The organism is Aeromonas sp. FDAARGOS 1411, from assembly GCF_019047125.1.
Classification (GTDB): Bacteria; Pseudomonadota; Gammaproteobacteria; order Enterobacterales; family Aeromonadaceae; genus Aeromonas; species Aeromonas veronii.
On sequence record NZ_CP077214.1, the window covers coordinates 2,402,485 to 2,427,354 of the forward strand.

General features: G+C 60.1%; 21 protein-coding genes and 1 pseudogene. 18 read left to right on the top strand and 4 right to left on the bottom strand.

Translation table 11 applies throughout. From position 1 onward, the window contains the following. Positions 1 to 394: 394 nt before the first annotated feature. The 3 genes from I6L41_RS10595 to I6L41_RS10605 all read left to right on the top strand — a co-directional run bounded on the left by I6L41_RS10595 (position 395) and on the right by I6L41_RS10605 (position 4,168). Positions 395 to 811 carry a hypothetical protein gene (locus I6L41_RS10595; RefSeq protein ID WP_254203301.1) on the top strand — a complete coding sequence of 139 codons (417 nt, stop codon included), beginning with the start codon at positions 395 to 397 and terminating at the stop codon, positions 809 to 811. Between the two features lie 54 nt (positions 812 to 865). Then, positions 866 to 2,896, top strand: a complete 2,031-nt coding sequence (locus tag I6L41_RS10600; RefSeq protein ID WP_216958686.1) for a M13 family metallopeptidase — start codon at positions 866 to 868, stop codon at positions 2,894 to 2,896. 339 nt (positions 2,897 to 3,235) lie between these two features. Then, a complete protein-coding gene (locus tag I6L41_RS10605) occupies positions 3,236 to 4,168 on the top strand; it encodes a sensor domain-containing diguanylate cyclase (protein WP_216958690.1) in 933 nt (310 codons plus the stop codon). Positions 4,169 to 4,266: 98 nt separating this feature from the next. Here the strand turns inward: I6L41_RS10605 and crr are convergent, their stop codons facing one another. The 4 genes from crr to cysK all read right to left on the bottom strand — a co-directional run bounded on the left by crr (position 4,267) and on the right by cysK (position 8,259). Continuing rightward, a complete protein-coding gene (gene crr, locus I6L41_RS10610) occupies positions 4,267 to 4,776 on the bottom strand; it encodes a PTS glucose transporter subunit IIA (RefSeq protein ID WP_005338264.1) in 510 nt (169 codons plus the stop codon). 42 nt (positions 4,777 to 4,818) lie between these two features. After that, positions 4,819 to 6,546, bottom strand: coding sequence for a phosphoenolpyruvate-protein phosphotransferase PtsI (ptsI, locus tag I6L41_RS10615; RefSeq protein ID WP_204383759.1), 1,728 nt, complete (start codon positions 6,544 to 6,546; stop codon positions 4,819 to 4,821). Between the two features lie 46 nt (positions 6,547 to 6,592). Beyond that, complete coding sequence (locus tag I6L41_RS10620) at positions 6,593 to 6,850, bottom strand: HPr family phosphocarrier protein (protein WP_005338266.1); 258 nt, start codon at positions 6,848 to 6,850, stop codon at positions 6,593 to 6,595. Positions 6,851 to 7,290: 440 nt separating this feature from the next. Continuing rightward, positions 7,291 to 8,259, bottom strand: a complete 969-nt coding sequence (gene cysK, locus I6L41_RS10625; RefSeq protein WP_216958693.1) for a cysteine synthase A — start codon at positions 8,257 to 8,259, stop codon at positions 7,291 to 7,293. Between the two features lie 159 nt (positions 8,260 to 8,418). Between cysK and I6L41_RS10630 the strand changes: the two genes are divergently transcribed. From I6L41_RS10630 to exeK, 15 genes and pseudogenes are all read left to right on the top strand, one after another. After that, positions 8,419 to 9,261, top strand: coding sequence for a MoxR family ATPase (locus I6L41_RS10630; protein WP_216958696.1), 843 nt, complete (start codon positions 8,419 to 8,421; stop codon positions 9,259 to 9,261). A 3-nt stretch (positions 9,262 to 9,264) separates the two neighbouring features. Continuing rightward, positions 9,265 to 10,428: a VWA domain-containing protein gene (locus I6L41_RS10635; RefSeq protein WP_216958700.1), complete on the top strand. Its 1,164-nt coding sequence runs from the start codon at positions 9,265 to 9,267 to the stop codon at positions 10,426 to 10,428. Positions 10,429 to 10,482: 54 nt separating this feature from the next. Next, a complete protein-coding gene (locus I6L41_RS10640; protein WP_216958703.1) occupies positions 10,483 to 11,604 on the top strand; it encodes a beta-ketoacyl-ACP synthase III in 1,122 nt (373 codons plus the stop codon). A gap of 56 nt (positions 11,605 to 11,660) precedes the next feature. Beyond that, positions 11,661 to 13,106 carry an HD domain-containing phosphohydrolase gene (locus I6L41_RS10645; protein WP_216958708.1) on the top strand — a complete coding sequence of 482 codons (1,446 nt, stop codon included), beginning with the start codon at positions 11,661 to 11,663 and terminating at the stop codon, positions 13,104 to 13,106. Positions 13,107 to 13,433: 327 nt separating this feature from the next. After that, complete coding sequence (locus tag I6L41_RS10650; RefSeq protein ID WP_204482924.1) at positions 13,434 to 15,002, top strand: ExeA family protein; 1,569 nt, start codon at positions 13,434 to 13,436, stop codon at positions 15,000 to 15,002. After that, on the top strand, positions 15,002 to 15,697 hold the full coding sequence (gene exeB, locus I6L41_RS10655; protein ID WP_216958711.1) for a GspB family T2SS assembly factor variant ExeB: 696 nt from the start codon (positions 15,002 to 15,004) through the stop codon (positions 15,695 to 15,697). Before I6L41_RS10650 ends, exeB begins: the two co-directional genes overlap by 1 nt. A gap of 228 nt (positions 15,698 to 15,925) precedes the next feature. Further along, positions 15,926 to 16,759, top strand: coding sequence for a GspC family type II secretion system variant ExeC (gene exeC / locus I6L41_RS10660; RefSeq protein WP_139732621.1), 834 nt, complete (start codon positions 15,926 to 15,928; stop codon positions 16,757 to 16,759). Positions 16,760 to 16,780: 21 nt separating this feature from the next. Next, complete coding sequence (gene exeD, locus I6L41_RS10665) at positions 16,781 to 18,820, top strand: GspD family T2SS secretin variant ExeD (RefSeq protein WP_216958715.1); 2,040 nt, start codon at positions 16,781 to 16,783, stop codon at positions 18,818 to 18,820. Continuing rightward, positions 18,820 to 20,325: a GspE family T2SS ATPase variant ExeE gene (gene exeE / locus I6L41_RS10670; RefSeq protein WP_040065841.1), complete on the top strand. Its 1,506-nt coding sequence runs from the start codon at positions 18,820 to 18,822 to the stop codon at positions 20,323 to 20,325. The genes exeD and exeE overlap by 1 nt, the downstream gene beginning before the upstream one ends. A gap of 1 nt (position 20,326) precedes the next feature. Beyond that, positions 20,327 to 21,547 (top strand): GspF family T2SS innner membrane protein variant ExeF, encoded by a 1,221-nt coding sequence (exeF, locus tag I6L41_RS10675; RefSeq protein ID WP_005338296.1) that lies wholly within the window; start codon positions 20,327 to 20,329, stop codon positions 21,545 to 21,547. Between the two features lie 97 nt (positions 21,548 to 21,644). Beyond that, positions 21,645 to 22,076: a GspG family T2SS major pseudopilin variant ExeG gene (gene exeG, locus I6L41_RS10680; RefSeq protein ID WP_005338297.1), complete on the top strand. Its 432-nt coding sequence runs from the start codon at positions 21,645 to 21,647 to the stop codon at positions 22,074 to 22,076. A 38-nt stretch (positions 22,077 to 22,114) separates the two neighbouring features. Next, on the top strand, positions 22,115 to 22,687 hold the full coding sequence (exeH, locus tag I6L41_RS10685) for a GspH family T2SS minor pseudopilin variant ExeH (RefSeq protein WP_216958718.1): 573 nt from the start codon (positions 22,115 to 22,117) through the stop codon (positions 22,685 to 22,687). Beyond that, on the top strand, positions 22,684 to 23,043 hold the full coding sequence (exeI, locus tag I6L41_RS10690; RefSeq protein WP_005338301.1) for a GspI family T2SS minor pseudopilin variant ExeI: 360 nt from the start codon (positions 22,684 to 22,686) through the stop codon (positions 23,041 to 23,043). Before exeH ends, exeI begins: the two co-directional genes overlap by 4 nt. Further along, a pseudogene (gspJ, locus tag I6L41_RS10695) lies at positions 23,040 to 23,687 on the top strand (type II secretion system minor pseudopilin GspJ); the annotation flags it as partial. The gene exeI and the pseudogene gspJ, both read left to right, overlap by 4 nt. Before the next feature lie 106 nt (positions 23,688 to 23,793). After that, positions 23,794 to 24,795 (top strand): GspK family T2SS minor pseudopilin variant ExeK, encoded by a 1,002-nt coding sequence (gene exeK / locus I6L41_RS10700; protein WP_216958725.1) that lies wholly within the window; start codon positions 23,794 to 23,796, stop codon positions 24,793 to 24,795. Positions 24,796 to 24,870: the final 75 nt, after the last annotated feature.

Genomic DNA, 24,870 nt, shown 5'->3' on the forward strand with positions numbered 1-24,870 from the left:
TCTGATGGCAACAGCCGCTCACCCAGATGAGCGGCTTTTTTATGCCCGGTTTAGGAAGATAGAGACGGCTATCCACCGCCAGCATGGCTGGCCGCAGCACAACAGGAAGCCATCACCCTTGATAAAATATAAAGAGAAATAAAAATTTAAAAAAACAAACACTTACCCCACACTGCTACTTAACGCATGGATGAAACCTGCGCCCTTCTCCCCTCACCGCGCCCCCCATAGCGCGCTCGCCCTGGCTCCCGGACTTTTATAACTTTTTTTAATTTTATTTGAGTGTCCTCTTCATCCTGTCCATTGCAAAGTGGCGCCATTCCAGCGCCGGGCACTGTGACCACCACCCTGCTGACACCGACTTGCTCATTTGATAATTGAAAGGATCCGAGAGATGAAACACCCGATGAAACACCCCTTGATGGTAATGGGAATAGCCGCCTGTCTGGCATTGAGCGGCTGCCAGAATATGGACACCAAGAAAGTCCTGATAGGTGCAGCTGCGCTGGGTGCCATCGGCGCTGCTGGCTATTACGCCGGAAAAAAGCACAGCGATAACAAACACGAGCATGATGGCCAGCATGACGATAGCGATGACCAGCATATGGCCACCAGCAAGATGCCCCGTTACTGCTCGGGGGAAGCAGCCAGCAAATTCCATGTCTCCCCGCACGATATCACCACCGAGCCGGCAGAAGAGAGCGGCCACAGATACAAGGTCTATGGCCAGTACGAGACCGACGATGATGCGGTCGACTTTACCTGCACCTTCAATCACGACGGTCGCTTCCTCTCGGTCGTTAGCAGCTGATTGGCCAGCGGGTATAGCCAATTCACTACTGGCACCACATACAGGACACACAAGATGAAACAGCAACGCAGCATGATCGCCAGCCTCATTGCGCTGGCCCTGCTCGGCCTCGCGCCATGCGCCGGTGCCGCCAGCGGCCACTCCGGGGTGGATCTGGCCAACATGGATAACAGCGTGCGCGCGGCGGACGATCTGTTTCGCCACGTCAACGGCAACTGGCTGGCACAGACCCGGATACCGGATGACATGCCGGGGGAGACCATCGGCAATCTGCTGGCGGACAAGTCGCTGAAGGATCGCAAGGGGTTGCTGGAGGCGCTGCTCAAGCGCCCGCAACAAGCCGGAACTCCTCGCCAGCAGATCGCCGATCTCTACGCCAGCTATCTGGATCAGGCCGGGCGGGATGCCAAAGGGCTGACGCCCATTCAACCACTGCGCGACGAGATCATGGCCATCCATGATGGCGCCTCGCTGGCCACCTACTTTGCCCGTGTTAACAAGCTGGGGGGCGGAGCTCCCTTTGGTATCGGGATCATGGCCGACAAGAAGCAGCCTGACAGCTACGGGATCTACCTGCAGCAATCCGGTCTCGGTCTGCCGGATCGGGACTACTACCTGAAAGAAGATGCCGCCAGCAAAGCTCTGCGGGCCAGCTACGAGCAGTTCATTACCGCCCTGCTCAATCATGCCGGCGTCGAGGGGGCGAGCGAACAGGCTCATCGCATTCTGGCGCTGGAGACCCACCTCGCCAGCCTGCAGTGGGATAGAGTCAAGCGGCGGGATGACAACCTCACCTACAACAAACTGCCCATCGCCCGCCTCAGTCAGTTGCTACCCACTCTGGATTGGCAACGCTACCTGACAGAGGCCGGTATCGCCGGGGAAGCGGAGATCATCGTCAGTGAGCCGGACTATCTGGAGAAGCTGACCGCCGTGATGCAGGAGACCAGCATCGCGCAGTGGCAATCCTACTGCCTGTTCCATCTGCTACGCACTTATGCGCCCTATCTCGACAGCCAGAGCAATGCCCTGCACTTCGCTTTCTACGGTACGACCCTGAGCGGCATCCCCCGGCAGCGGGAGCCCTGGAAGCAGGCCATGGAGGTGCTGGACGACTATCTGGGTCAGGCGGTGGGTAAACTCTACGTGGAGCGCTACTTCCCGGCCGAAGCCAAGGCACAGATGGCGACCATGGTGCACAATCTGATCACCGCCTATCGCCAGGAGATCGGTGGGCTCGACTGGATGTCTGCCCCGACCAAACAGCAGGCGCTGGCGAAACTGGAGAAGGTACGGGTCAAGATCGGCTATCCCGACCAGTGGCAGGATTACAGCACAATCGAGATCCGTCCCGATGATCTGGTCGGCAATGCCCAGCGCGCGGCCACGGTGCGTTACAACGAGCACCTTGCCCGCCTCCATCAACCGGTGGATCAGGAGGAGTGGTTCGACAATCCGCAGACGGTGAACGCCTACTACAACCCGAACAACAACGAGATTGTCTTCCCGGCAGCCATACTGCAACCGCCCTACTTCGATCTGAAGGCGGATGATGCGGTCAACTATGGCGCCATCGGCGCGGTCATCGGTCACGAGCTGAGCCATGGTTTCGATGATCAGGGGGCCAAATTCGATGGCAACGGTGCCTTGCACAACTGGTGGGCGGCGACCGATCTCAAGGAGTTCACCGCCAGAGCGCAAAAACTGGCGAAACAGTACGACCGTTTCGAGCCCATCAAGGGGGAGCATGTCAATGGCCAACTGACCCTTGGCGAGAACATCGGCGATCTCGGCGGCTTGACCATCGCCCACAAGGCGTACCAGCTCGCCCTGGGCAACCACCAACCAGCGGTGCTCGATAGCTTTACCGGCGAGCAGCGATTCTTTATCGGCTGGGCACAGGTGTGGAAAGGGAAGTACCGGCCCGAGCTCGCTGCCGTTCTGCTCAAGACAGATCCCCACTCGCCGCTGGAGTACCGGGTCAACGGCGTTGTCGTCAATATGCCGGCCTTCTATAGCGCCTTTGCCATCAAGCCGGGAGACAAGCTCTATCTGCCACCTTCCGAGCGCGTGAAGATTTGGTGACCACCAGCAGGGGCCCTGGCCCGAAAAGCTCCAGCAGATGGACCACCTCCACCTGAGCTGAAGATGACCGACACAGGGAGTGTCTGTTTTACCCTGCCTGGTTTTTCCCGACCCACATGTGCCTGACCATGTGGGTTTTTTTGACCCTTTTGCCCCGCCGCTTCTCCTCAGCCTGCCCAGCTTTCACCCGATACGGCCACGGCAAACAACTCCGTCGTTTTCTCGCCTTTGCCATTGGCTGAAAAACCGGCGGCGTAACCGCCATAAATCGGTTTACCACCACACTGGTCTGACCTATGGTAAAGCATATAAAAGATGCATCGTGGAGCTGCTTTTCCTATGAATGACCGAGAACTGCAACAGATCCTGTTTCGCTCCTTCGATGTGATCCCGCTGCCTATTCTGGTGTCAGAATCCATTGCCCGTCACGATGGCAGCTCACCCGACATGATCCCGCAGCGGCGCCACCGCTTCCTGAATAAAGCCTTCATTGAGCAGCTGGGCTACAACCTTGACGATCTGCCGGACATGGCCTCCTGGTTTCAGGTCGCCTACCCGGATGAAGGGTATCGCCGCACCATCATCGACTCCTGGCACTCCCAGGTAGAACAGAGCTTGTCGCAAGGGCTGGAGGTCGCCGAAATGCCTGCACTGATCCGCTGCAAGAGCGGTCAGTCGCGCTGGTTTATCGTCACTGCCCAGCTGGGGGCCGATGCCATCCCGGATGGCCATATCGTCACCTTTCGCGATATCCACGACCTGCAGTGCATGGTGGAAGAGGTGAGCCGCCTCTCCTGCACCGATCCGCTCACCGAACTGACCAACCGACGGGGCGCCCAGCAACAATTGCAGGCCCTTTGGTTGCAGGGGGAGCCCCTCTCGGTGGTACTGGGAGATATCGACCATTTCAAGCAGGTCAATGACCGCTACGGCCACCCTGCGGGTGATGCCGCGCTCTGCGCCGTCGCCCACGCCATGGCGAGCCAGCTGTTGCCGGGGGAGAGTCTGGCCCGTTGGGGCGGAGAGGAGTTCCTGCTGATCCTGCCTGGTTGCGATATTGAACAGGCGGCACGGCGCGCCGAACAGCTGCGCCAGCATGTCAGTACCACCCGCTTGCCATGGCAAGGGACGCAGCTATCCCTCACCATCAGTCTGGGGTGTGCCAGCATGAAGGGGCAGGAGGGCATCGACTATCTGCTGATGATGGCCGACCGGGCCCTTTATCAGGCCAAGGATCAGGGCCGTAACCGGGTTGTCATTTCGACAGAATAGAGTAATAACCAGAAAGGAAAGCCGACTCGCGGCCATAAAAAAACCGAAGCACAAGGCTTCGGTTTTTTACTGCGCAACTGGCGTGAGCCAGCCGGGCATTACTTCTTGATACGGATAACCGGGGTCTCGCCCACAGTCACGGCACCAGTCATTTTGATCAGCTCTTTGATCTCGTCCATGTTGGAGATGACAACCGGAGTCAGGGTAGACTTGGCTTTCGCTTCCAGAACGGCCAGATCGAACTCGATGATGGTGTCGCCGCGCTTGACCTGCTGGCCTTCCTGAGCGATACGCTTGAAGCCTTCGCCTTTCAGTTCAACGGTGTCGATACCGAAGTGAACGAACAGCTCGATACCGGAGTCGGATTCCAGAGAGAACGCGTGGTTGGTCTCGAAAATCTTGCCGATGGTGCCATCGCACGGCGCAACCATCTTGTTGCCAGCCGGCTTGATGGCGATACCGTCACCAACGATCTTCTCGGCGAAGACAACGTCAGGCACATCTTCGATCGGCACGATTTCGCCAGACAGCGGAGCAAAGATTTCGATGCCGCCGGTGTCAGAGCTATCGTCGGAAACCAGTTTCTTCAGTTTATCAAACAGACCCATATAAAGCTCCTAGAGATGATTTGTCGCTGTTTGCAGCCGATCTTAGCAGACTGCCTTCTGCTTAATAAAGTTATCTACGCATGCTTCGATTTCAGCGGCGGTGGCAAAGCTCAGTGCTTGATCAGCCATTGCCTTCACATCTTCGAAGTTGGTGTTGCGGATAAGCTTCTTGATACGCGGTACAGAGATGGCGCTCATGGAGAACTCATCCAGACCCATACCCAGCAGCAGCAGGGTAGCGCGCTCGTCACCAGCCAGTTCACCACACATACCGGTCCACTTGCCTTCGGCGTGGGACGCATCGATAACCATCTTGATCAGGGTCAGGACGGAGGGTGACAGCGGGTTGTACATGGCGGAGATCATCTCGTTACCACGATCGACAGCCAGGGTGTACTGGGTCAGGTCGTTGGTACCGATACTGAAGAAATCCACTTCCTTGGCCAGATGATGAGCCATCACGGCAGCGGCCGGGGTCTCGATCATGATACCCACTTCGATGGATTCATCAAAGGCTTTGCCTTCGGCACGCAGTTCGGCTTTCAGCGTCTCTACGGTGGCTTTCAGGCTACGGAACTCTTCGACAGAGATGATCATCGGGAACATGATGCGCAGTTTGCCGAAGGCAGAGGCGCGCAGAATGGCCCGCAGCTGAGCATGCATGATGTCTTCGCGGTCGAAGAAAATACGCACGGCACGCCAGCCCAGGAAGGGGTTCATCTCTTTCGGGAAATTCATGTACGGCAGCTCTTTGTCGCCGCCAATGTCCATGGTACGCACGATGATCGGCTGATCCGGCATCGCTTCGGCCACTTCTTTGTAGGCTTTGAACTGCTCTTCTTCGGTCGGCAGCGCGTCACGGTCCATGAACAGGAACTCGGTACGGTACAGACCTACGCCTTCGGCGCCATTGCGGATGGCACCTTCGGTATCCTTGACGGTACCGATGTTGGCGCACACTTCGACCTGGTGACCATCCAGCGTGATGGCAGGCAGATCTTTCAGCTTGGCCAGCTCATCTTTCTCGGCCTGGAACTGAGCCTGGAACTTCTTGGCTTCGGTCAGCTGTTCAGCGGTCGGATTGATGATGATCTGGTTGTTGATCGCATCCAGCACCAGCATGTCACCGTTCTTGACTCGCTCGGTGATGTCGTTGGTGCCTACCACGGCCGGCAGCTCCAGGGAGCGGGCCATGATAGAGGTGTGAGAGGTACGGCCACCGATGTCGGTAACGAAACCCAGCACATATTTCAGGTTGATCTGAGCGGTTTCAGACGGGGTCAGGTCTTTGGCGACCAGGATCACCTCTTCGTCGATGGTGCTCAGGTTGACAACGGCGATGCCCAGTACGTTCTTGACCAGACGGGTACCGATGTCACGGAAGTCGGTAGCGCGTTCGCGCAGATAAGGGTCATCCAGCTCGGCCATCATCTTGGCGTACTGTTCGATCACCTCATAGATGGCTTTGTCAGCGGAAGCCTTGTTGTCTTTGATGAAGGATTTGATATCCCCTTCCAGCTCCTCATCTTCGAGCAGCATGATGTGGCCTTCGAAGATGGCCTCTTTTTCCTCACCGAAGGTGCGACCGGCCATCTCTTTGATGGCTTCCAGCTGGGCAGCTGACTTGGTACGAGCTTCGAGGAAACGGTTGATCTCGACATCAATCTGGTCAGCAGAGATTTTGCCCTGATTGATAACGATTTCATCTTCTTTAAGAAGAAGCGCCTTACCGAATGCGATACCGGGGGACGCAAGAATGCCAGATATCATAATCCTTCCTATTAAAACGACTGTGGGGGAGGAATCTAAAGCTGGATTACTCCAGCTCGTCCATCAGGGCAACCAGCTTCTCAACAGCTTGCTGAGCATCCGGGCCATCAGCCTGGATAGTTACGTTGGTACCCTTGGTCAGGCCCAGGGTCTGCAGCTTGAACAGGCTCTTGGCGCTGGCGGACTTGCCACCGGAGACCACAGTGATCTCGCTTTGGAATTCTTTGGCTTCTTTCACGAACTGAGCTGCCGGACGGGTGTGCAGGCCGTTTTCAGCAGTAATAACAACAGACTTCTCGTACATGGTTTCACCCCATATTATTGATATTTTTTGGTGGATTGGTCGTTTTTGAAGCAACCTGACCCACCGTGTCAGTATGGATATGTTGTAAAGTAACGAAAGCAGACCCGCAATGGTTTAATCCAGGTCAAGTTTCTGTGCAGTAATCGGCGCGCTGGTTGGCAATTTTCAGTTATTGGGCTACAAGCCGCATCAGGACTGGCCTGAAATTATTTTATAACGAAAAATAACACTTTGTTACTTTGTGATACCCAGCCAGCAAACACCGCGTGACGCCGCACAGGATATGAGATTTAGAGCGGATTGTCTGCTTTTTTTCTCACTCCGGAACTTGTTATTTTACCCCAAAAAATAAGGATCAAGTGACACTAACAGGGGTTGAGTCTAGCCCATAAAGAAGCGGCGCTCCTGGGAGCGCCGCTGTTTTGAAAGATTCCGATCAGTTACTGCTGCAGCTCCTGCTCGCTGAACACCCCGGCAAACAGGGCGCTGGAGAGGTAACGTTCCGCCGCGCTCGGCAGGATGACCACTATGGTTTTGCCTGCAAATTCCGGCAGCTCGGCCAGACGGCCGGCTGCCACCACCGCAGCACCGGAGCTGATACCAGCCAGGATCCCCTCCTCCTCCATCAGGCGACGGGCCATCTCGATGGCTTCATCGCTGGTTACCTTCTCCACCCGATCGATAAGGGAGAGGTCCAGGTTGCCAGGGATAAAGCCGGCGCCGATCCCCTGGATCTTGTGGGGGCCCGGTTTGATCTCTTCACCGGCCAGCTTCTGGCTGATGACCGGCGACTCGGCCGGTTCGACCGCGACAGAGACCACCGCCTTGCCCTGAATCTTCTTCAGATAGCGGGAGACGCCGGTAATGGTGCCACCGGTACCGACCCCGGCCACGAACACATCCACCTCACCGTCAGTGGCATCCCAAATCTCTGGGCCGGTGGTCTTTTCGTGGATCTCCGGGTTGGCCGGGTTTTCAAACTGTTGCAACAACACATACTTGCCCGGCTCGGACTCGAGGATCTCGTTGGCCTTGGCAATGGCCCCTTTCATGCCGAGCGGCCCTTCGGTCAGCACCAGATTGGCCCCGAGCGCCTTGAGCAGCTTGCGCCGCTCCAGGCTCATGGTGGCCGGCATGGTCAGGGTAATGGGATAGCCGCGAGCAGCCGCGACAAAGGCCAGAGCAATACCTGTGTTGCCGCTGGTGGGCTCGATGATCTCCTTACCCTTGGTCAGGATGCCGCGCTTCTCGGCATCCCAGATCAGGTTGGCACCGATCCGGCACTTGACGCTGAAGCTGGGGTTGCGGCTCTCGATCTTGGCCAGCACGCGGCCTTTGGTAACACGGTTGAGACGAACCAGCGGGGTGTGACCGATAGTCTGGCTATTGTCCTCAAAAATTTTGCTCATGGTGCTATCCCTGTGTTTGTTACGACGATGAAACAAGATTACCCTGTGGTTTCTGAATGAGAAGTGACTATTCGTTATAACCATATGGTATTACAACATATAGAGCTTATTCTCTCTGGCCCCTGACTCCGGGAGCCAATCGTCAAAGGAACCGACGTTATGGGATTTTCAGGAAGCAGCCAGTATCTCGCCTCCGATGCATTGAAGATGGCGGTCAATGCCGCCATCACCCTCGAAAAACCGCTGCTGATCAAAGGGGAGCCGGGCACCGGCAAGACGGTGCTGGCGGAAGCGGTCGCCGACCATCTCGGCACCGATCTCATTGCCTGGCATATCAAGTCCACCACCAAGGCCCAGCAGGGACTCTACGAATATGATGCGGTAGCGCGGCTGCGCGATTCCCAGCTCGGCGACCCCAGAGTGGCCGATATCAGCCACTACATTCGCCAGGGCAAGCTGTGGCAGGCTTTTAGCGCCGAGCAGCGACCGGTGCTGCTGATCGACGAGATCGACAAGGCCGACATCGAATTCCCCAACGATCTGCTGCTGGAGCTGGATCGAATGGAGTTCGATGTTTACGAGACCGGCGAGCGAGTCAGGGCTCGCCAGCGGCCGGTGGTCATCATCACCTCCAACAATGAAAAAGAGCTGCCGGATGCCTTCCTGCGCCGCTGCTTTTTCCACTACATCCGCTTCCCCGACAAGGCCGAGATGCAGGCCATCGTCAAACTCCACTACCCCGACCTCAAGGAGAGCCTGCTTGGGGAGGCAATGGATCTCTTCTTCGATCTGCGCGAGGTTGAGGGGCTGCGCAAGAAGCCCTCCACTTCGGAGCTGCTGGACTGGATCCGCCTGCTCCTGGCCGACGATATCGCCCCCGAGGCGATGCGCGCCCGCGAGCCCGGCAAGCTGGTGCCCGCGCTATATGGCGCTCTGCTCAAGACCGAGCAGGATCTGCATCTCTTCGAGAAGCTCGCCTTTCTGGCCCGGCGCGGCAGCTGACCCATGCTGATCGACTTTTTTACCCACCTGCGCCGCCACAAGCTCCCTTGCAGCCTGCGCGAGCTGCTGGACTTGCACGCCGCACTGGCTGCCCGGCTGGTCGCTGTCGATATGGACGAGTTCTACCAACTCTCCCGCTGCCTGCTGGTAAAAGACGAGGCTCACTACGATCGCTTCGATCGCGCCTTCGCCGAATACTACGAGGGACTGGAAGCCATTCCCCTGCTGCCGGAGAGCCTGCCCGAGGAGTGGCTGCGCAAGGAGTTCGAACGGCTGTTGAGCCCAGAGGAGAAGGCGTTGCTCAAATCCCTCGGCGGACTCGACAAACTGCTGGAGACCCTTAACCAGCGATTACGCGAGCAGAAAGAGCGCCACGCCGGTGGCAACAAGTGGGTAGGGACCGGTGGCAACAGCCCGTTTGGCCACGGCGGTTTTCACCCCGAGGGCATCCGCATGGGTGGAGAGGGGCAGCACGGCAAGGCGGCCAAGGTATGGGAGGCCCGTCACTATCGCAACTTCAGCGACGACTCGCCGCTCGGCCAGCGCGCCATCCAGCTGGCACTGCGCAAACTCAGACGTTGGGTGCGCAAAGGCAATCCCGACGAGCTTGATCTCGACGACACCATAAAAAGTTCTGCCCGCCAGGGTTGGCTCGATGTGAAGTTGCGGCCCGAGCGCCACAACGGGGTGAAACTGTTGGTCTTTTTCGATGTGGGAGGCTCCATGGATGCCCACGTGGCCGAGGTACAGCGCCTCTTCTCCGCGTTGCGCCACGAGTTCAAGCATCTGGAGTACTTCTATTTTCACAACTGCCTCTACGACTTCGTCTGGAAGGATAACGCCCGCCGCTTTGAGGAACGGTTCGATACCCTGCGGCTGCTGCGCACCTACGGCAGCGACTACAGGGTGATCCTGGTGGGGGATGCCACCATGGGCCCCTACGAGATCACCTGGCCGGGCGGCAGTGTCGAGCAGTGGAATGAGGAGTCGGGTCAGGTGTGGCTCACCCGCTTGCAGCAGCACTTCCCAAAACTGGTGTGGATCAACCCCACCCCGCGACGGGAGTGGCTCTGGCACCCCTCCATCAAGCTGATGAATGACGTGGTTGGCGGACGGATGCATCCGCTGACTCTGGCGGGTCTCGCTGCGGCGATCGACCAGCTGTAACCCTCTCTACCCTATAAACCGACAAGCCGGGAACGCACCCGGCGAGGAGCAAAGATGACCTCTATCGTGATCAGTGGCTCAGGCCTCTATACCCCACCCTTTGCCGTCAGCAATGAAGAGCTGGTGGCTGCCTTCAACCAGTATGTGGATCTCTACAACGAGGAGAACGCCTCTGCCATCGACGCCGGCCAGCTCCCCGCCAAGCAGCACTCCAGCTGCGAGTTCATCGAGAAGGCCTCCGGCATCAAGAGCCGTTATCTGGTGAGCCGCGAGGGGGTGCTCAACCCCGATATCATGCAGCCGCTGCTGGCGGAGCGGCCCGATGAGATGCCCTCCATCATGGTGGAGATGGCGGTGGCCGCCGCCGAGCAGGCGCTGATCGCCGCCGGTCGCGAGCCCGGCGAGATCGATCTGGTGATCGTCGCCGCCTCCAACATGCCGCGTCCCTATCCAGCGCTGGCCATCGAGCTGCAGCATTATCTGGGGGCGAGCGGCATGGCCTTTGACATGAACGTGGCCTGCTCGTCCGCCACCTTCGGCATCAAGACAGCCGCTGACATGCTGGCGGCTGGCACCGCCCGACTGGCGCTGGTGGTCAATCCGGAGATCTGCTCGGGGCACCTCAATTTTCGCGATCGTGATAGTCACTTTATCTTCGGCGATGCCTGCACCGCGGTGCTGCTGGAGCGGGAGACCGATTGCAAGGTGGCCAATCCGTGGCAACTGGTGGCCAGCAAGCTGGTGACCCAATACTCCAACAACATCCGCAACAATTTTGGCTTTTTGAACCGGCTGAGCCCGCGTACCCGCTACAGCGACGACAAGCTGTTCCGCCAGCAGGGGCGCAAGGTGTTCAAGGAGGTGTTGCCGCTGGTGTGCGAGCAGATAGCCAACCAGCTCGATGAGCAGGGCTGGCCTGCCGAGAGCCTGAGCCGGCTCTGGCTCCATCAGGCCAACCTCACCATGAACCAGTTCATCGGCCGCAAGCTGCTCGGTCACGATGCCAGCCAGCAGGAGGCGCCGGTCATTCTCGATAGCTATGGCAATACCAGCTCGGCGGGTTCCATCATCGCGTTTCATCTGTACAATCGCGACCTCCCTGTCGGGGCGCGCGGCGTCCTCTGCTCGTTTGGCGCCGGCTACTCTATCGGTAGCCTGCTGCTGCAACGATGCTGAGCATGAAATACGTGCCGCGGCGGCCATAACAACAAAAACGCTGTTCAGGTGAAATCATGATGAGAATCTCGGGGCGCTGCGCCCTGCACTACGGGGTAACCCTGTCACTCTTTTGTCTCTATGGCTGGCAGGTTTGCCCGTTTCTTGAGAGCCTCACCCTGCCCCAGCTGCTGGGGCCGACGCTGGTGACGTTCGCCATCATGTTCGCCGTGCGCAACCGGCTGCTCTCAAGGTGGCCCCTGCCGCGTAACGGGCTGGACGGGTTTGGACTGGAGGTGGGTTTCTACCTGCTGGGAGCGCTGCTGCTCTCTGGCTACAACGCCCTGACCCACAACTTCCCGCTGGAGAGTCACCTCAAGGTGCTGCTGGGGATGACCACCCTCGGCTTTCTGGTGGCAGCCGACCTGACTCTGGAGCGGGACTTGCATCGGGCCAGAGCACGGCAAGCCGAGCAAAGCCTGGCACTGAGCCACCCGCTGGCCATGCCGCTGCCACGCAAGTTCACCCTCTTTACCCTGGCGACCCTCACCCTGCTGGGGGGCGTCTTCTTCTTGCTGTTCAACAAGGATCTGGAGTGGCTGGTGACGGTGGAGCGCAGCCTGCCGAGGGTCGATGCCCAGCACTACATCCTCTGGGAGATCGCCTTCGTAATGACGGTGACCTTCTGCTATCTCGCCCTCATTATTCACGGTTATGGTCGCAATCTCGGCCTATCCCTGCGCCAGCAGACCCGCACAATGGCCAGAGTACAGTGTGGTGACTTCGACGCCCGAGTGCCGGTCACCCGGGATGACGAGTTCGGCCTTATCGCCGCCAGCACCAATCAGATGATCGGTGAGCTGAAATCCCGCAGCGACGAGCTCAACCTGACCCGCGACGTGGCCATCCTTGGCCTCGCCTCGCTGGCGGAGACCCGGGACAACGAGACCGGCGCCCATATCATCCGCACCCAGCACTATGTGAAGGCGCTGGCGCAATACCTCAGTCGCAGCGACTGGGATCGCTATCCGCTCGATGACGCCACCATCGATCTGCTGTTCAAATCGGCCCCGCTGCACGATGTGGGCAAGGTGGGCATTCCCGACGCAATCCTGCTCAAGCCGGGCAAGCTAACCGACGAGGAGTTCGCCATCATGAAGCGCCACCCGCAGATCGGAGCCGACGCGCTGGCGAGTGCCGAGGCGCAGCTGGGCTCGAACTCCTTCCTGCGGCTGGCCCGGGAGATCTCCCTCACCCATCACGAAAAGTGGGATGGCAGCGGCTATCCGGCAGGGCTGGCGGGTGAGGACATTCCTCTCTCCGGGCGTTTGATGGCGGTAGCAGATGTCTACGATGCCCTCATCTCGAAACGAGTCTACAAACCTGCTTTCAGCCATGAGGAAGCGAAGGAGATCATCGTGAAGGGGAGCGGCAGCCATTTTGATCCCGACATTGTCGCGGCGTTTCTCGCCTGCGAAGCGCAGTTCAGGGAGATTGCCGCGCAGTTTCAGGATCACCACTGAGCAAGTACATGCTGACCAGCTTGCTCTGATGGCTGACAGGGCAACCGGCGTCATAAATTGTACACAAACAGGTCTGACCATGGCCGACTCAGCGCCATGCTGACGGCCTTTGCCACGCCGCGCACATATTGATATTTCCCTTTATTTACAGCTGTTTTTTGTCATTTTGTGATCCGGAGTCGTGCCAATGACGCAACCGGGATCACAAGATGGCAGGAAAAGGCCGCAATTTGCCCTCCGGCGCCAATGATGGCTTCCAATGAAAGCGAGGTTTGCTATCATCCGGAGACATTTTTCATCTGTCGCCGGCTACAAAAGAATACCCTCATGTACACACAGTTCTTCGGCCTCTCGGAACACCCGTTTTCCATCTCGCCCAATCCCAAGTACCTCTATATGAGCGAGCGCCACGGCGAAGCCCTTGCTCACCTCAACTATGGATTGCAGGATGGCGGCGGCTTTGTGCTGCTGACCGGCGAAGTGGGCACCGGCAAGACCACCGTCTCCCGCTGCCTGCTGCAACAGCTGCCCGCCGAGACCGAGATCGCCTATATCCTCAACCCCTCCCTGACCGAACGGGATCTGCTGGCTGCCATCTGCGACGAGTTTCAACTCCCCTATCCCGAAGATGCCGGGATCAAGCGGCTGTTCGACCTTATTCGCGATCACCTGCTGGCCAACCTGGCGGCAGGCAAGCGCAGCGTGGTGCTGGTGGATGAGGCGCAGCACCTGCTGCCCGGCGTACTGGAGCAGCTGCGTCTGCTCACCAACCTCGAAACCGACGAACGAAAGCTGCTGCAAGTGGTGCTGATCGGTCAGCCCGAGCTGCAACAGATGCTGCGCCAACCCCTGCTGCGTCAGCTGGCCCAGCGCATTACCGCCCGCTATCACCTGCTGCCGCTCTCCCACAGCGATGTGGATGCCTACGTCCGCTTCCGGCTGCAAGTTGCAGGCTGCGTACAACCCATCTTCACCCCGCGCGCCATCAAGACGCTTCATCGCCTGAGTGGCGGCATCCCCCGTTTCATCAACCTCATCTGCGACCGCGCCCTGATCGCCGCTTTCGCCCGTGGCAGCTACAAGATTGTCCACAGCGATATCAGCCAGGCCGCCTTCGAGGTCAATGGCGTTCGGGACGAAGGGAGCTGGGCCTCCGGTCTGATGGTGACGCTGGCTGGCGCCCTGCTGGTGGCCGCAGGCTGGTGGGGCTGGCAATTTTTCGGCGTGTTCCCCACCCGTCCGGTAGTCAAGGTCGAGGTGCCGGTCACCATCGACGAGACCGCCGAGCAGCAGGAGCAGCTGACCGAGGCGATCAATCAGGCCATCGACCCCGACAGCGCCATGCAGAATCTCTATCGGGTCTGGGGGTATGAACCGGAACCGTTCGAAGCAACCTGCGACAACGCGCCCCGTGCCGGTCTGCGCTGTCAGGAGGGAGAGGCAAGCCTTGACGAGCTGCGCGCCCTGCAGTACCCAGCCATGATCACGCTCACTGACCAGACTGGCGGCCTCTACTACGGGACCCTGGTCAATCTGGGGCCGAACAAGGCCAGCCTGATGATAGGTGACCAGAGCTGGCAGGTGGATCGCCAGTGGCTCAGCGACAACTGGGGCGGCAGCTACACCCTGCTCTGGCGCATGCCGAAAGGGGGGGTGAGCCTGATTGCCAGCAATGCCGGTCAGACCCAGATCCAGTGGCTCGACAACGCCCTCAGCCGCGCGCTGCAACAACCCGAGCGCAAGGTGCGCCGTTTCGATGGCGAGCTCAAGAACAAGCTGCAGCAGTTCCAGCGGGATCAGGGGCTGACCCCTGATGGCATCGCTGGCAGCAACACCCTGCTGCGTCTCAACGCCCTCTCCGGTGAACCCATGCCCAGACTGGAGGAGGCCTCCTGATGTCGACCCTGCTCAAGGCGCTGCGCCGTGCGCAGCAACCGCAACTCTCCGCCCATATTCTGGCCATGGGCTTGCCCATGCCCCGGGAAGAGGAGCGCAGCCCACGCCGCATCGGCTGGCTGCTGGCTCCCCTTGCCCTGTTGCTGGGGGCGGGCGCCAACTATGGCTGGCATCTGCTCCACCTGCGCCCCATCGAGGAGAAGGTAGAGGTAAAAGAGGTGATCACCCCGCCCTTCGTGCGGGTCGAACCCAAGGCGATGGTGACCCGACCGCTCCCCCCGCCCCTGCCGGAGCCGGTGGTCCAACCCAGAGCAGTGGCCAAAAACGAGGGGACCAGTCAGGGGAATACCCCCGCGCTGAGTCTGGCCGAGCAGCTGATGAAAGCCCTCAATGAAACCCCATTGCAGGAGACGCCACACGCCACCGGCCAGAACAACGTGCAACCGGCCCAGTTGATGGCGCTGGGCTCGGCACCCCAGTCGGTGCGCCAGCAGGTACCGCAATTGAGCTACGGCTCTCATGTGTTCTCCTCCAACCCCGCCAAGCGGGCCGTAGTGCTCAATGGCCGGGAATACCGGGAGGGGAGCGAAATCGCCCCGGGGGTCGTGCTCGCTACCATCGACCAGCAATACATAGTGCTGCAGGTCGCCGGACAGAGCGTTACCCTCAAGGCGCTGCAGGATTGGCGAGGATGAGTACGCACCGTACCCTGATGTTCGCTGGCAAGCTGCGATACACCTCACCTGAGTGCCACTTTTGTGAGCATTCAAAGGTTTACGGTGTGATGAAATATCCATTTTTACGGTTTGGCGCGCCCCGACCCGTTGTGTCACAGCACTCCGCCGTACACAATACGCAGCCGCCCCAGAGCCTGGAATTTGTTGATTAATATGACGCTACGATTCAGGGATGACATCTTGACCATGCTGCTGGCCCAGTGCCGACGGCTTCCCATGACCAGAGTCACCCAGGTGGCCTTTCTGGCGCTGCTGATCATGCTGGCCCAGCAGAGCGCCGCCCTCACCTGGCGTCTGCTCACCCTGGCAAGCCCGCAAACCAGTCAACCGTGGCAACCCTCCGCCGTGGCGGTCAACGGCCAGAGCAACCCGCGCCTTGAACTGGGCGAGGTAAGCCGACTGGCGCTGTTTGGCAAGGCGATCCCCAAGGCACAGGCCAAAGCCGCCGTGGCCGCCAATGCGCCGCGTACCCAGCTCAATGCCCAGCTCAACGGAGTGCTGGCGAGCTCGGATCCCGCCAAATCCATCGCCATCATCGCCATGTCCGGCATCCAGAACTCCTACGGGATCGGTGACATGATTGACGGCACCCAGGCGCGGATCCGGCAGGTCTATCCGGATCGGGTGATCATCGAGCGGGATGGCCGCGACGAGACTCTGATGCTGGATGGTGAGGAGTATGGCAAGCCGCTGCCACAGACCAACGCCGCCCCCCTTGGCTCCCTGCGCAGCGAGCTGATGGCCGATCCGGGCAAGATCACAGATTACCTCAATATTTCACCGGTTCAGGTGGATGGCCGCATGACCGGCTATCGCCTCAACCCGGGCAGCAATCCTGAGTTTTTCAACCAGAGCGGGCTGCAGGCCAATGACCTGGCCATCAGCATCAACGGGCTGGATTTACGGGACAACATGCAAGCCATGCAGGCGATGCAGCAGATGGCTGGCGCAACGGAAATGACAGTGACCGTCGAGCGACAGGGCGAACAGTTCGACATCTATGTGCGCTTGTCAGAATAATGATTTGGAGTCGTACCAATAATGACCACTAAAGGGAAAAGCTGGCGTCTGGCCACTATCGCAGCGGCACTGATGATGGCGGGCTCAGCCTGGGCCACCGAATACTCTGCCAGTTTCAAGAACACCGAGATTGAAGAGTTCATCAATACGGTGGGCAAGAACCTCAATAAAACCATCATCATAGAGCCCTCGGTGCGCGGCAAGATCAACGTGCGCAGCTACGACCTGCTCAATGAGGATCAGTACTACCAGTTCTTCCTGAGCGTGCTCGACGTCTACGGCTTTGCCGTGGTACCGATGGACAACGGGGTGCTCAAGGTGCTGCGCTCGCGGGATGCCAAGACCTCCGCCATTCCGGTGGTGGATGGCAGCAACCCGGGCTCCGGCGACGAGATGGTGACTAGAGTAGTGCCGGTGCGCAACGTCTCGGTCCGTGAGCTGGCACCGCTGCTGCGCCAGCTCAACGACAACGCCGGCGGTGGCAACGTGGTGCACTACGAGCCCTCCAACGTGCTGCTGATCACCGGCCGCGCCGCCGTGGTCAACCGTCTGGTAGAGGTGGTGAACCGGGTCGACCGCGCAGGCGATCAGGATGTGGACATCATCAAGCTCAAGTTTGCCTCGGCGGGGGAAATGGTGCGGCTGGTAACCAATCTCAACAAGGATGGCAATCCCCAGGGGGGCACCGCTTCCCTGCTGCTCTCCCCCAAGGTGGTGGCCGACGAGCGCACCAACTCTGTGGTGGTGAGTGGTGAGCCGAAAGCGCGCGCCCGCATCATCCAGATGGTGCGCCAGCTCGACCGCGACCTGCAAAGCCAGGGCAACACCCGGGTCTTCTACCTCAAATATGGCAAGGCCAAAGATATGGTCGAGGTGCTCAAGGGGGTCAGCTCCAGCATCGAGGCCGACAAGAAGGGCGGCGGCGCAACCACAGGTGGCGCCAGCATCGGCGGTGGCAAGCTGGCCATCTCAGCTGACGAGACCACCAATGCGCTGGTCATCACCGCCCAGCCGGACGTGATGTCCGAACTGGAGCAGGTGGTGGCCAAGCTCGATATCCGCCGCGCCCAGGTGCTGGTGGAGGCGATCATCGTCGAGATGCAGGATGGCGACGGCCTCACCCTTGGCGTCCAGTGGGGCAATGCCAACGGCGGTGGCACCCAGTTCACCAACTCAGGTCTGCCTCTCGGCAGCGCCATTGCGGCGGGCAAGGATTACCAGAATGGCAAGACCGACACCGCTGCCGGTCTGCTGAAAGAGTTCAACGGCATGGCCGCCGGTTTCTATCACGGCGACTGGGCCATGCTGGCCACGGCGCTGGCCTCCAATACCAAGAACGATATTCTCTCCACCCCGAGTATCGTCACCATGGACAACAAGGAGGCCTCCTTCAACGTCGGTCAGGAGGTCCCGGTCCAGAGCGGTTCGCAAAGCTCCACCACCAGCGATCAGGTGTTCAACACCATCGAACGCAAGACGGTGGGCACCAAGCTGGTGGTGACCCCGCAGATCAACGAAGGGGATTCGGTGCTGCTCAATATCGAGCAGGAGGTCTCCAGCGTCGCCCAGACCCAGGCGACCGGTACCGCCAACCTTGGCCCCACTTTCGATACCCGTACCGTCAAGAACGCGGTGTTGGTCAAAAGCGGCGAAACCGTGGTGCTGGGCGGTTTGATGAATGAGGAGACCAAGGAGCAGGTCTCCAAGGTGCCCTTGCTGGGCGATATCCCGGTGCTGGGCTATCTGTTTCGCTCCACCTCCAACACCACCTCCAAGCGCAACCTGATGGTCTTTATCCGGCCGACCATCTTGCGCGATGCGGACGTCTATACCGGTGTCTCCAGCAACAAATACTCCCTGTTCCGCGCCGAACAGCTGGATGCGGCAGCCCAAGAGGGCTATCTCACCTCGCCCAAACGTCAGGTATTGCCTGCCTATGGCCAGGATGTGATGGTGTCGCCCGAGCTGCAAAAAGAGATCCAGAAGCAGATCAACGAGATGCGGAGCAGACAGCAAAGCACTGTCGAGACCACCACCCCGTTTGTGCAGAGTAAGCCCTGATGAGTGCCTACCATCTGGATGGAAGCGCCGGGCCTGCGCCACTGCCCGAGCTCCCCTTTGTCTTTGCCCGCAACTTCGGGGTGATCCTGATTGAGCGGGACGGCGCTCCCGTGCTGCAGTGCCGCCCTGGCGTCACCCCGCAGGCCCTGCTGGAGGTGCGGCGGGTCGCTGGTTGCAGCTTCGCGGTGGAGCAACTCGACAACGAGGCCTTCGAAGAGCTGCTGATGGCCCACTACCAGCGCGACTCCTCCGAGGCGCGCCAGCTGATGGAAGATCTCGGCAACGAGATGGACTTCTTCGCCCTGGCCGAAGAGCTGCCGCAAAGCGAAGATCTGCTGGATGCCGATGACGACGCCCCCATCATTCGTCTCATCAACGCCATGCTGAGCGAGGCGATCAAGGAGGAGGCCTCCGATATCCATATCGAGACCTTCGAGCGGGCACTGGTCATTCGTTTTCGCATCGACGGGGTGCTGCGGGAGATCCTTCGCCCCCATCGCAAGCTGGCATCACTGCTGGTCTCGCGGATCAAGGTGATGTCGCGGATGGATATCGCCGAGAAGCGGGTGCCGCAGGATGGCCGTATCTCGTTGCGTATCGGCGGCCGCGCCGTCGACGTGCGGGTCTCCACCATGCCGTCCAGCTACGGCGAGCGGGTGGTATTGCGTCTCTTGGACAAGAACAACGTGCGCCTCGAGCTCAAGCAGCTGGGGATGACCGCGGCCAACCGCACCATCATCAGCGAGCTTATTCGCAAGCCCCACGGCATTATTCTGGTCACCGGCCCGACCGGTTCCGGTAAATCCACCACCCTCTATGCGGCGCTGTCTGAAATCAACTCGCGGGATCGCAACATCCTGACCGTCGAAGATCCCATCGAATATGACCTCGAAGGGGTGGGCCAGACCCAGGTCAACACCAAGGTGGACATGACCTTCGCCCGCGGCTTGCGCGCCATTTTGCGTCAGGATCCGGATGTGGTGATGGTGGGGGAAATTCGAGATCTGGAAACCGCCCAGATCGCGGTGCAGGCCTCCCTCACCGGTCACCTGGTGATGTCGACCCTGCACACCAACACCGCCATCGGTGCTATCACCCGGATGCGGGACATGGGGATCGAGCCCTTCCTGCTCTCCTCGTCGCTCTTGGCGGTGCTGGCCCAGCGGCTGGTGCGCACCCTCTGCCCCGATTGCCGCGCCCCGCGCCCCATCACCGAGCAGGAGCGCCTCGCCATGGGGATCGAGCTGGCCCCCGATCAGCAGGTGTGGCGTCCGGTCGGGTGCGAGCTGTGCAACCACACCGGCTACCGTGGCCGGACCGGCATTCACGAGCTGGTGGTGATCGATGAAGCGGTGCGTGAAGCCATTCACAGTGCCAGCGGCGAGCTCGCCATCGAGCGGCTGATCCGCGGCCACACCCCCAGCATCCGCCGTGACGGCATCGACAAGGTCCTCAAGGGGCAGACCAGCCTCGAAGAGGTACTGCGCGTGACCCGGGAAGATTGAGATGGCGGCATTCGAATACAAGGCCCTCGACAACAAGGGGCGCAGCAAGAGCGGCGTGATGGAGGGCGACTCGGCCCGTCAGGTACGCCAGCTGCTGCGCGAACAGGGGCTCACCCCCCTCGAGGTGAACGAGACCACCGAGAAGGCGAAACGGGAAGCGACCCGCTTCGCCCTGTTTCGGCGTGGTGCCAGCACTGCCGAACTGGCCCTGATCACTCGCCAGCTGGCGACCCTGGTTGGGGCCGGTCTCACCATCGAAGAGGCGCTCAAGGCGGTGGCCGAGCAGTGCGAAAAGGCCCACTTGCGCTCTCTGGTGGCGACCGTGCGCAGCAAGGTGGTAGAAGGTTATTCGCTGGCCGACTCGCTGGGTGCCTTCCCCCATGTGTTCGACCAGCTGTTTCGCTCCATGGTGGCGGCCGGTGAAAAGTCGGGCCATCTGGAGAAGGTGCTCAACCGTCTCGCCGACTACACCGAACAGCGCCAGCATATGCGCACCAAGCTGTTGCAGGCGATGATCTACCCCATCGTGCTTACCTGCGTGGCTATCGGGGTTATCTCGATCCTGCTTACCGCCGTAGTGCCCAAGGTGGTGGCCCAGTTTGAACACATGGGCCAGCAGCTGCCGGGCACCACCCGTTTTCTCATCGGTACCAGCGAACTGATGCAGGCCTACGGCCTCTGGTTCCTGCTGCTGATCTTCCTTGGCAGCTTTGTCTGGCGCTGGTGGCTCACCGATGAAAAGCGTCGCCGACGCTGGCATCAGGTACTGCTCGGTCTGCCGGTGATTGGCCGGGTCAGTCGCGGTCTCAACACCGCCCGCTTCGCCCGTACTTTAAGCATCCTCAACGCCAGCGCGGTGCCGCTGCTGGAGGGGATGAAGATCTCCGGCGAAGTGCTCTCCAACGACTTTGCCAGAATGCGCATTCTCGAGGCCGCCGAACGGGTGCGCGAGGGGACCAGTCTGCGCAAGTCGCTGACCGAGACCAAGATTTTCCCGCCCATGATGCTGCACATGATCGCCTCCGGCGAGCAGAGCGGCGAGCTCGACAGCATGCTGGAGCGGGCGGCGGACAACCAGGATCGGGAGTTTGAATCCCAGGTCAATATCGCCCTCGGGGTGTTCGAACCCATGCTGGTGGTCTCCATGGCCGGGGTGGTGCTGTTTATCGTGATGTCGATCCTGCAGCCGATCCTCGAGCTCAACAATATGGTGAATATGTAAGTTTCCGGTGTTCGGTGGCGCCGCTGGCGGCCCGTCGAACCCACCCAGTGATCACTCTCTGATGGGCCATCCCATCTCATTCGTTACGGAGCAACTCATGAACAAACGTCGTCAATCCGGTTTTACCCTGCTGGAAGTCATGGTGGTCATCGTGATCCTCGGCATTCTGGCCAGTCTGGTGGTGCCCAACCTGATGGGCAACAAGGAAAAGGCTGACCAGCAGAAAGCGGTCTCCGATATCGTGGCGCTGGAAAATGCCCTCGACATGTACAAGCTGGACAACAACCGCTACCCGACCACAGAACAGGGTCTGGACGCGCTGGTGACCAAGCCCTCCATCGATCCGGCGCCGCGCAGCTACCGCGATGGCGGCTACATCAAGCGCCTGCCGCAAGATCCCTGGGGCAACCCGTACCAGCTGCTGAGCCCGGGCCAGTTCGGCAAGATCGACATCTTCTCCATGGGTCTGGATGGTGAAGCCGGTACCGATGACGACATCGGCAACTGGAACCTGAAGGATTTCCAATAAGTGATGTGCCGCCACCGCACTCCTTGTGAGCTGACTGCATGAAGCGGTCTCTCTCATTTCATCGCCAATCCGGCTTTACTCTGCTGGAAGTGTTGCTGGTCGCCATGCTGATGGGACTGGTGGCCACCGCCGTCACTCTCAGCATGGGAGGCGCCAGAGGAGATCGGGAGCTGGACAAGCAGGCGCGTCGCCTGATGGCGACGCTGCAACTGGCGCAGGAGTACGCGGTGATGGATGGCCGGCTGGTGGGCATTCGCGTCGAGGAGAATGGCTGGCAGTTTATGCAGCGTCAGGCCAAGGATCGCAAGTGGCTGGCCCTGACTGGCGACAAGCAACTGGGGCCGGTGCAACTGGCCGAGAACATGACGCTGGCGCTGGAGCTGGAAGGCTTTGGCTGGCAGCCGGACTCCGACGAGAAAACCGAACAGAAGCGCGACGAGAAGGAGCGCACGCCGCAGCTACTGATCTTCCCGGGCGGCGAGCTGAGCCCGTTCGTGCTCACCTTCACCCAGCAGGATGGCGATGCCCGCTACACCCGCATCGTCAAGGGGGATGAGTTCGGCCGCCTCACCCTGCTCACCGGCGATGAAGATGAAGAGGTGAGCGAATGAACGCCCGCGGCATGACACTACTCGAAGTCATGGTCGCACTGGCCGTCTTTGCCATCGCGGGTCTCGCGGTAATGAAAACCGCCAGCGAACACCTCTCGGCCCTCAACTATCTGGAGCAGAAGACACTCGCCACCTGGGTGGTAGAGAACCAGCTGGTGCAACAGAAGCTCGAGAACAAGTGGCCTGGTGACAGCTGGGTGGAAGGGGATGAGCAGATGGCGGGCAGCACCTGGTACTGGCGCTATCGCGGCGTCGCCACCGCCGACAACAACTTCCGGGCGCTCGATATGGAAGTGCGCACCGAGGCCAAGGCCGAGAACCCGGTCGCCATGATGCGGACCTATATCAGCCGATGACCCAGCTATCCGCCCGCACGCCTCGCCCCGTCCGTCACGCCGGTTTTACCCTGCTCGAAATGCTGGTGGCGATCGCCATCTTCGCCACTCTCAGCATGGGCGCCTATCAGGTGCTGCAGGGGGTACTCACCAGCGACGAGGTGGCCAAGCGCAAGGAGGCTCGCCTCAACGAACTGCAACTCGCCTTCACCCTGCTGGAGCGAGACGTCACCCAGATGGTGCCGCGCAGCGGTCGCATCGAGGGGGAGAACAACAAGGTGCTGCTGGCGGCCTCCCGGTTCGGCCAGCAGAGCGATGACTGGGGCATGGCCTTTATGCGCAGCGGCTGGCTCAACCCGGACGGCATGCTGCCCCGCTCCCATCTGCAACGGGTCGGCTGGCGCCTCAAGGATCAGAAGCTGGAGCGCCTGAGCTACCTCTATCCGGATCCGGTGATCGGCACCGAGCCGCGCATCCAGCCAGTGCTGACAGGGGTCACGGCGTTTCGCCTCTACTTCTTCGACAAGGGCAACTGGAAGGAGGAGTGGACCCAGCGCAGCGTGCTGCCCCACGGGCTGGCAGTGGAGCTGGATCTGGAAGATTACGGCACCATTCGCCGCCAGTTCCTGATTGGTGCCGGTGGCCAGCGCGCCGAAGAGAACAGCCAGAGCAGCAACCCCGACCAAGGTGGCAACAACAACAACGGGAACAACGGCGGCAACAGCAATACCAATAGTGGCAATGGTGACAGCCAGAACGGAGGGGGCGCCAATGCGGGCTAATCTCGCCGCCCCCGGTCGCCAGCGCGGCATGGCGCTGCTGGTGGTGCTGCTGATCCTCTCGGTGATGGTGATCATCGCCAGCAATATGAGCGGCCGCCTGCAGCTTGAGCTGCGCCGCACCGCCAACATCACCACAGGCAAACAGGCGTGGTGGTATGCCCTCTCGGCAGAGGCGCTGGTGAGCAAGGTGCTGACGCAGGATTTCAAGGACAATCCCGAGGTGGTCAACCTCAGCCAGAACTGGGCCCGCAAGAACACTGTGTTTCCGGTGGACGATGGCCAGCTCAAGGGCGAGGTGACCGACCTGCAATCCTGCTTCAACCTCAACAGCCTGAGCGTGGCCTCCAAGGCGGGGAGCGGCGAAGAGCTGGCGCAGCAGCCCTATCCGGTGCAGGTGTTTCGTGAACTGCTCAAGCATCTGGCGATGGATGATTACGAGGCGGCCCAGCTCACCGATGCCATCCGTGACTGGACCGACAAGGATACGGTGCTGGCCTCCAGCCTTGGCGCAGAGGACGCCTATTACGAGGGGCTCAAGCCACCCTACCTGACCGCCAATCAGTGGATGCTGGGCAAGGATGAGCTGCGGGCGGTGCGCGGGGTGACGGCCAGGGTCTATGCCAAACTGGCACCCTACGTCTGCACCCTGCCCAACGACAAGTTGAAGATCAATATCAATACCCTTGTCCCCCAGCGCCCCGAGCTGCTGGTTGCCCTCTATCTGGGCACTATCGGGCTGGATGACGCCAAGCGAGTACTGAACGAGCGGCCACAGAAGGGGTGGAAAGAGAGCAAGCTGATGACAGACATGCTCGCTCCGGTCGATTCGGTGAAAGGACTGAAAGAGGCGCTGGTGGTCAAGAGCGACTTCTTCGAAGCCCGAGTCGTGGCCGAGGTCGGCGATAACCGGGCCTGGCTCGAAACCCTGTTCCAGCGGGGCAAGGACAATAAACTGGTGATGCTGCGCCGCCTCAGTAGCGGCGCCGAATAAACAGCGCACCTGCAGGCCATCGCCCGCGGGTACGAGAGATGTTGGATGCAGCCTGCGGGCTGCGCACCGGTTGCC

Bases quoted from the DNA above. Each gene is read 5' to 3' on its own strand.
- I6L41_RS10595 (WP_254203301.1), top strand. From the start codon at position 395: ATGAAACACCCGATGAAACACCCCTTGATGGTAATGGGAATAGCCGCC.
- I6L41_RS10600 (WP_216958686.1), top strand. From the start codon at position 866: ATGAAACAGCAACGCAGCATGATCGCCAGCCTCATTGCGCTGGCCCTG.
- I6L41_RS10605 (WP_216958690.1), top strand. From the start codon at position 3,236: ATGAATGACCGAGAACTGCAACAGATCCTGTTTCGCTCCTTCGATGTG.
- crr (WP_005338264.1), bottom strand. From the start codon at position 4,776: ATGGGTCTGTTTGATAAACTGAAGAAACTGGTTTCCGACGATAGCTCT.
- ptsI (WP_204383759.1), bottom strand. From the start codon at position 6,546: ATGATATCTGGCATTCTTGCGTCCCCCGGTATCGCATTCGGTAAGGCG.
- I6L41_RS10620 (WP_005338266.1), bottom strand. From the start codon at position 6,850: ATGTACGAGAAGTCTGTTGTTATTACTGCTGAAAACGGCCTGCACACC.
- cysK (WP_216958693.1), bottom strand. From the start codon at position 8,259: ATGAGCAAAATTTTTGAGGACAATAGCCAGACTATCGGTCACACCCCG.
- I6L41_RS10630 (WP_216958696.1), top strand. From the start codon at position 8,419: ATGGGATTTTCAGGAAGCAGCCAGTATCTCGCCTCCGATGCATTGAAG.
- I6L41_RS10635 (WP_216958700.1), top strand. From the start codon at position 9,265: ATGCTGATCGACTTTTTTACCCACCTGCGCCGCCACAAGCTCCCTTGC.
- I6L41_RS10640 (WP_216958703.1), top strand. From the start codon at position 10,483: ATGACCTCTATCGTGATCAGTGGCTCAGGCCTCTATACCCCACCCTTT.
- I6L41_RS10645 (WP_216958708.1), top strand. From the start codon at position 11,661: ATGATGAGAATCTCGGGGCGCTGCGCCCTGCACTACGGGGTAACCCTG.
- I6L41_RS10650 (WP_204482924.1), top strand. From the start codon at position 13,434: ATGTACACACAGTTCTTCGGCCTCTCGGAACACCCGTTTTCCATCTCG.
- exeB (WP_216958711.1), top strand. From the start codon at position 15,002: ATGTCGACCCTGCTCAAGGCGCTGCGCCGTGCGCAGCAACCGCAACTC.
- exeC (WP_139732621.1), top strand. From the start codon at position 15,926: ATGCTGCTGGCCCAGTGCCGACGGCTTCCCATGACCAGAGTCACCCAG.
- exeD (WP_216958715.1), top strand. From the start codon at position 16,781: ATGACCACTAAAGGGAAAAGCTGGCGTCTGGCCACTATCGCAGCGGCA.
- exeE (WP_040065841.1), top strand. From the start codon at position 18,820: ATGAGTGCCTACCATCTGGATGGAAGCGCCGGGCCTGCGCCACTGCCC.
- exeF (WP_005338296.1), top strand. From the start codon at position 20,327: ATGGCGGCATTCGAATACAAGGCCCTCGACAACAAGGGGCGCAGCAAG.
- exeG (WP_005338297.1), top strand. From the start codon at position 21,645: ATGAACAAACGTCGTCAATCCGGTTTTACCCTGCTGGAAGTCATGGTG.
- exeH (WP_216958718.1), top strand. From the start codon at position 22,115: ATGAAGCGGTCTCTCTCATTTCATCGCCAATCCGGCTTTACTCTGCTG.
- exeI (WP_005338301.1), top strand. From the start codon at position 22,684: ATGAACGCCCGCGGCATGACACTACTCGAAGTCATGGTCGCACTGGCC.
- exeK (WP_216958725.1), top strand. From the start codon at position 23,794: ATGCGGGCTAATCTCGCCGCCCCCGGTCGCCAGCGCGGCATGGCGCTG.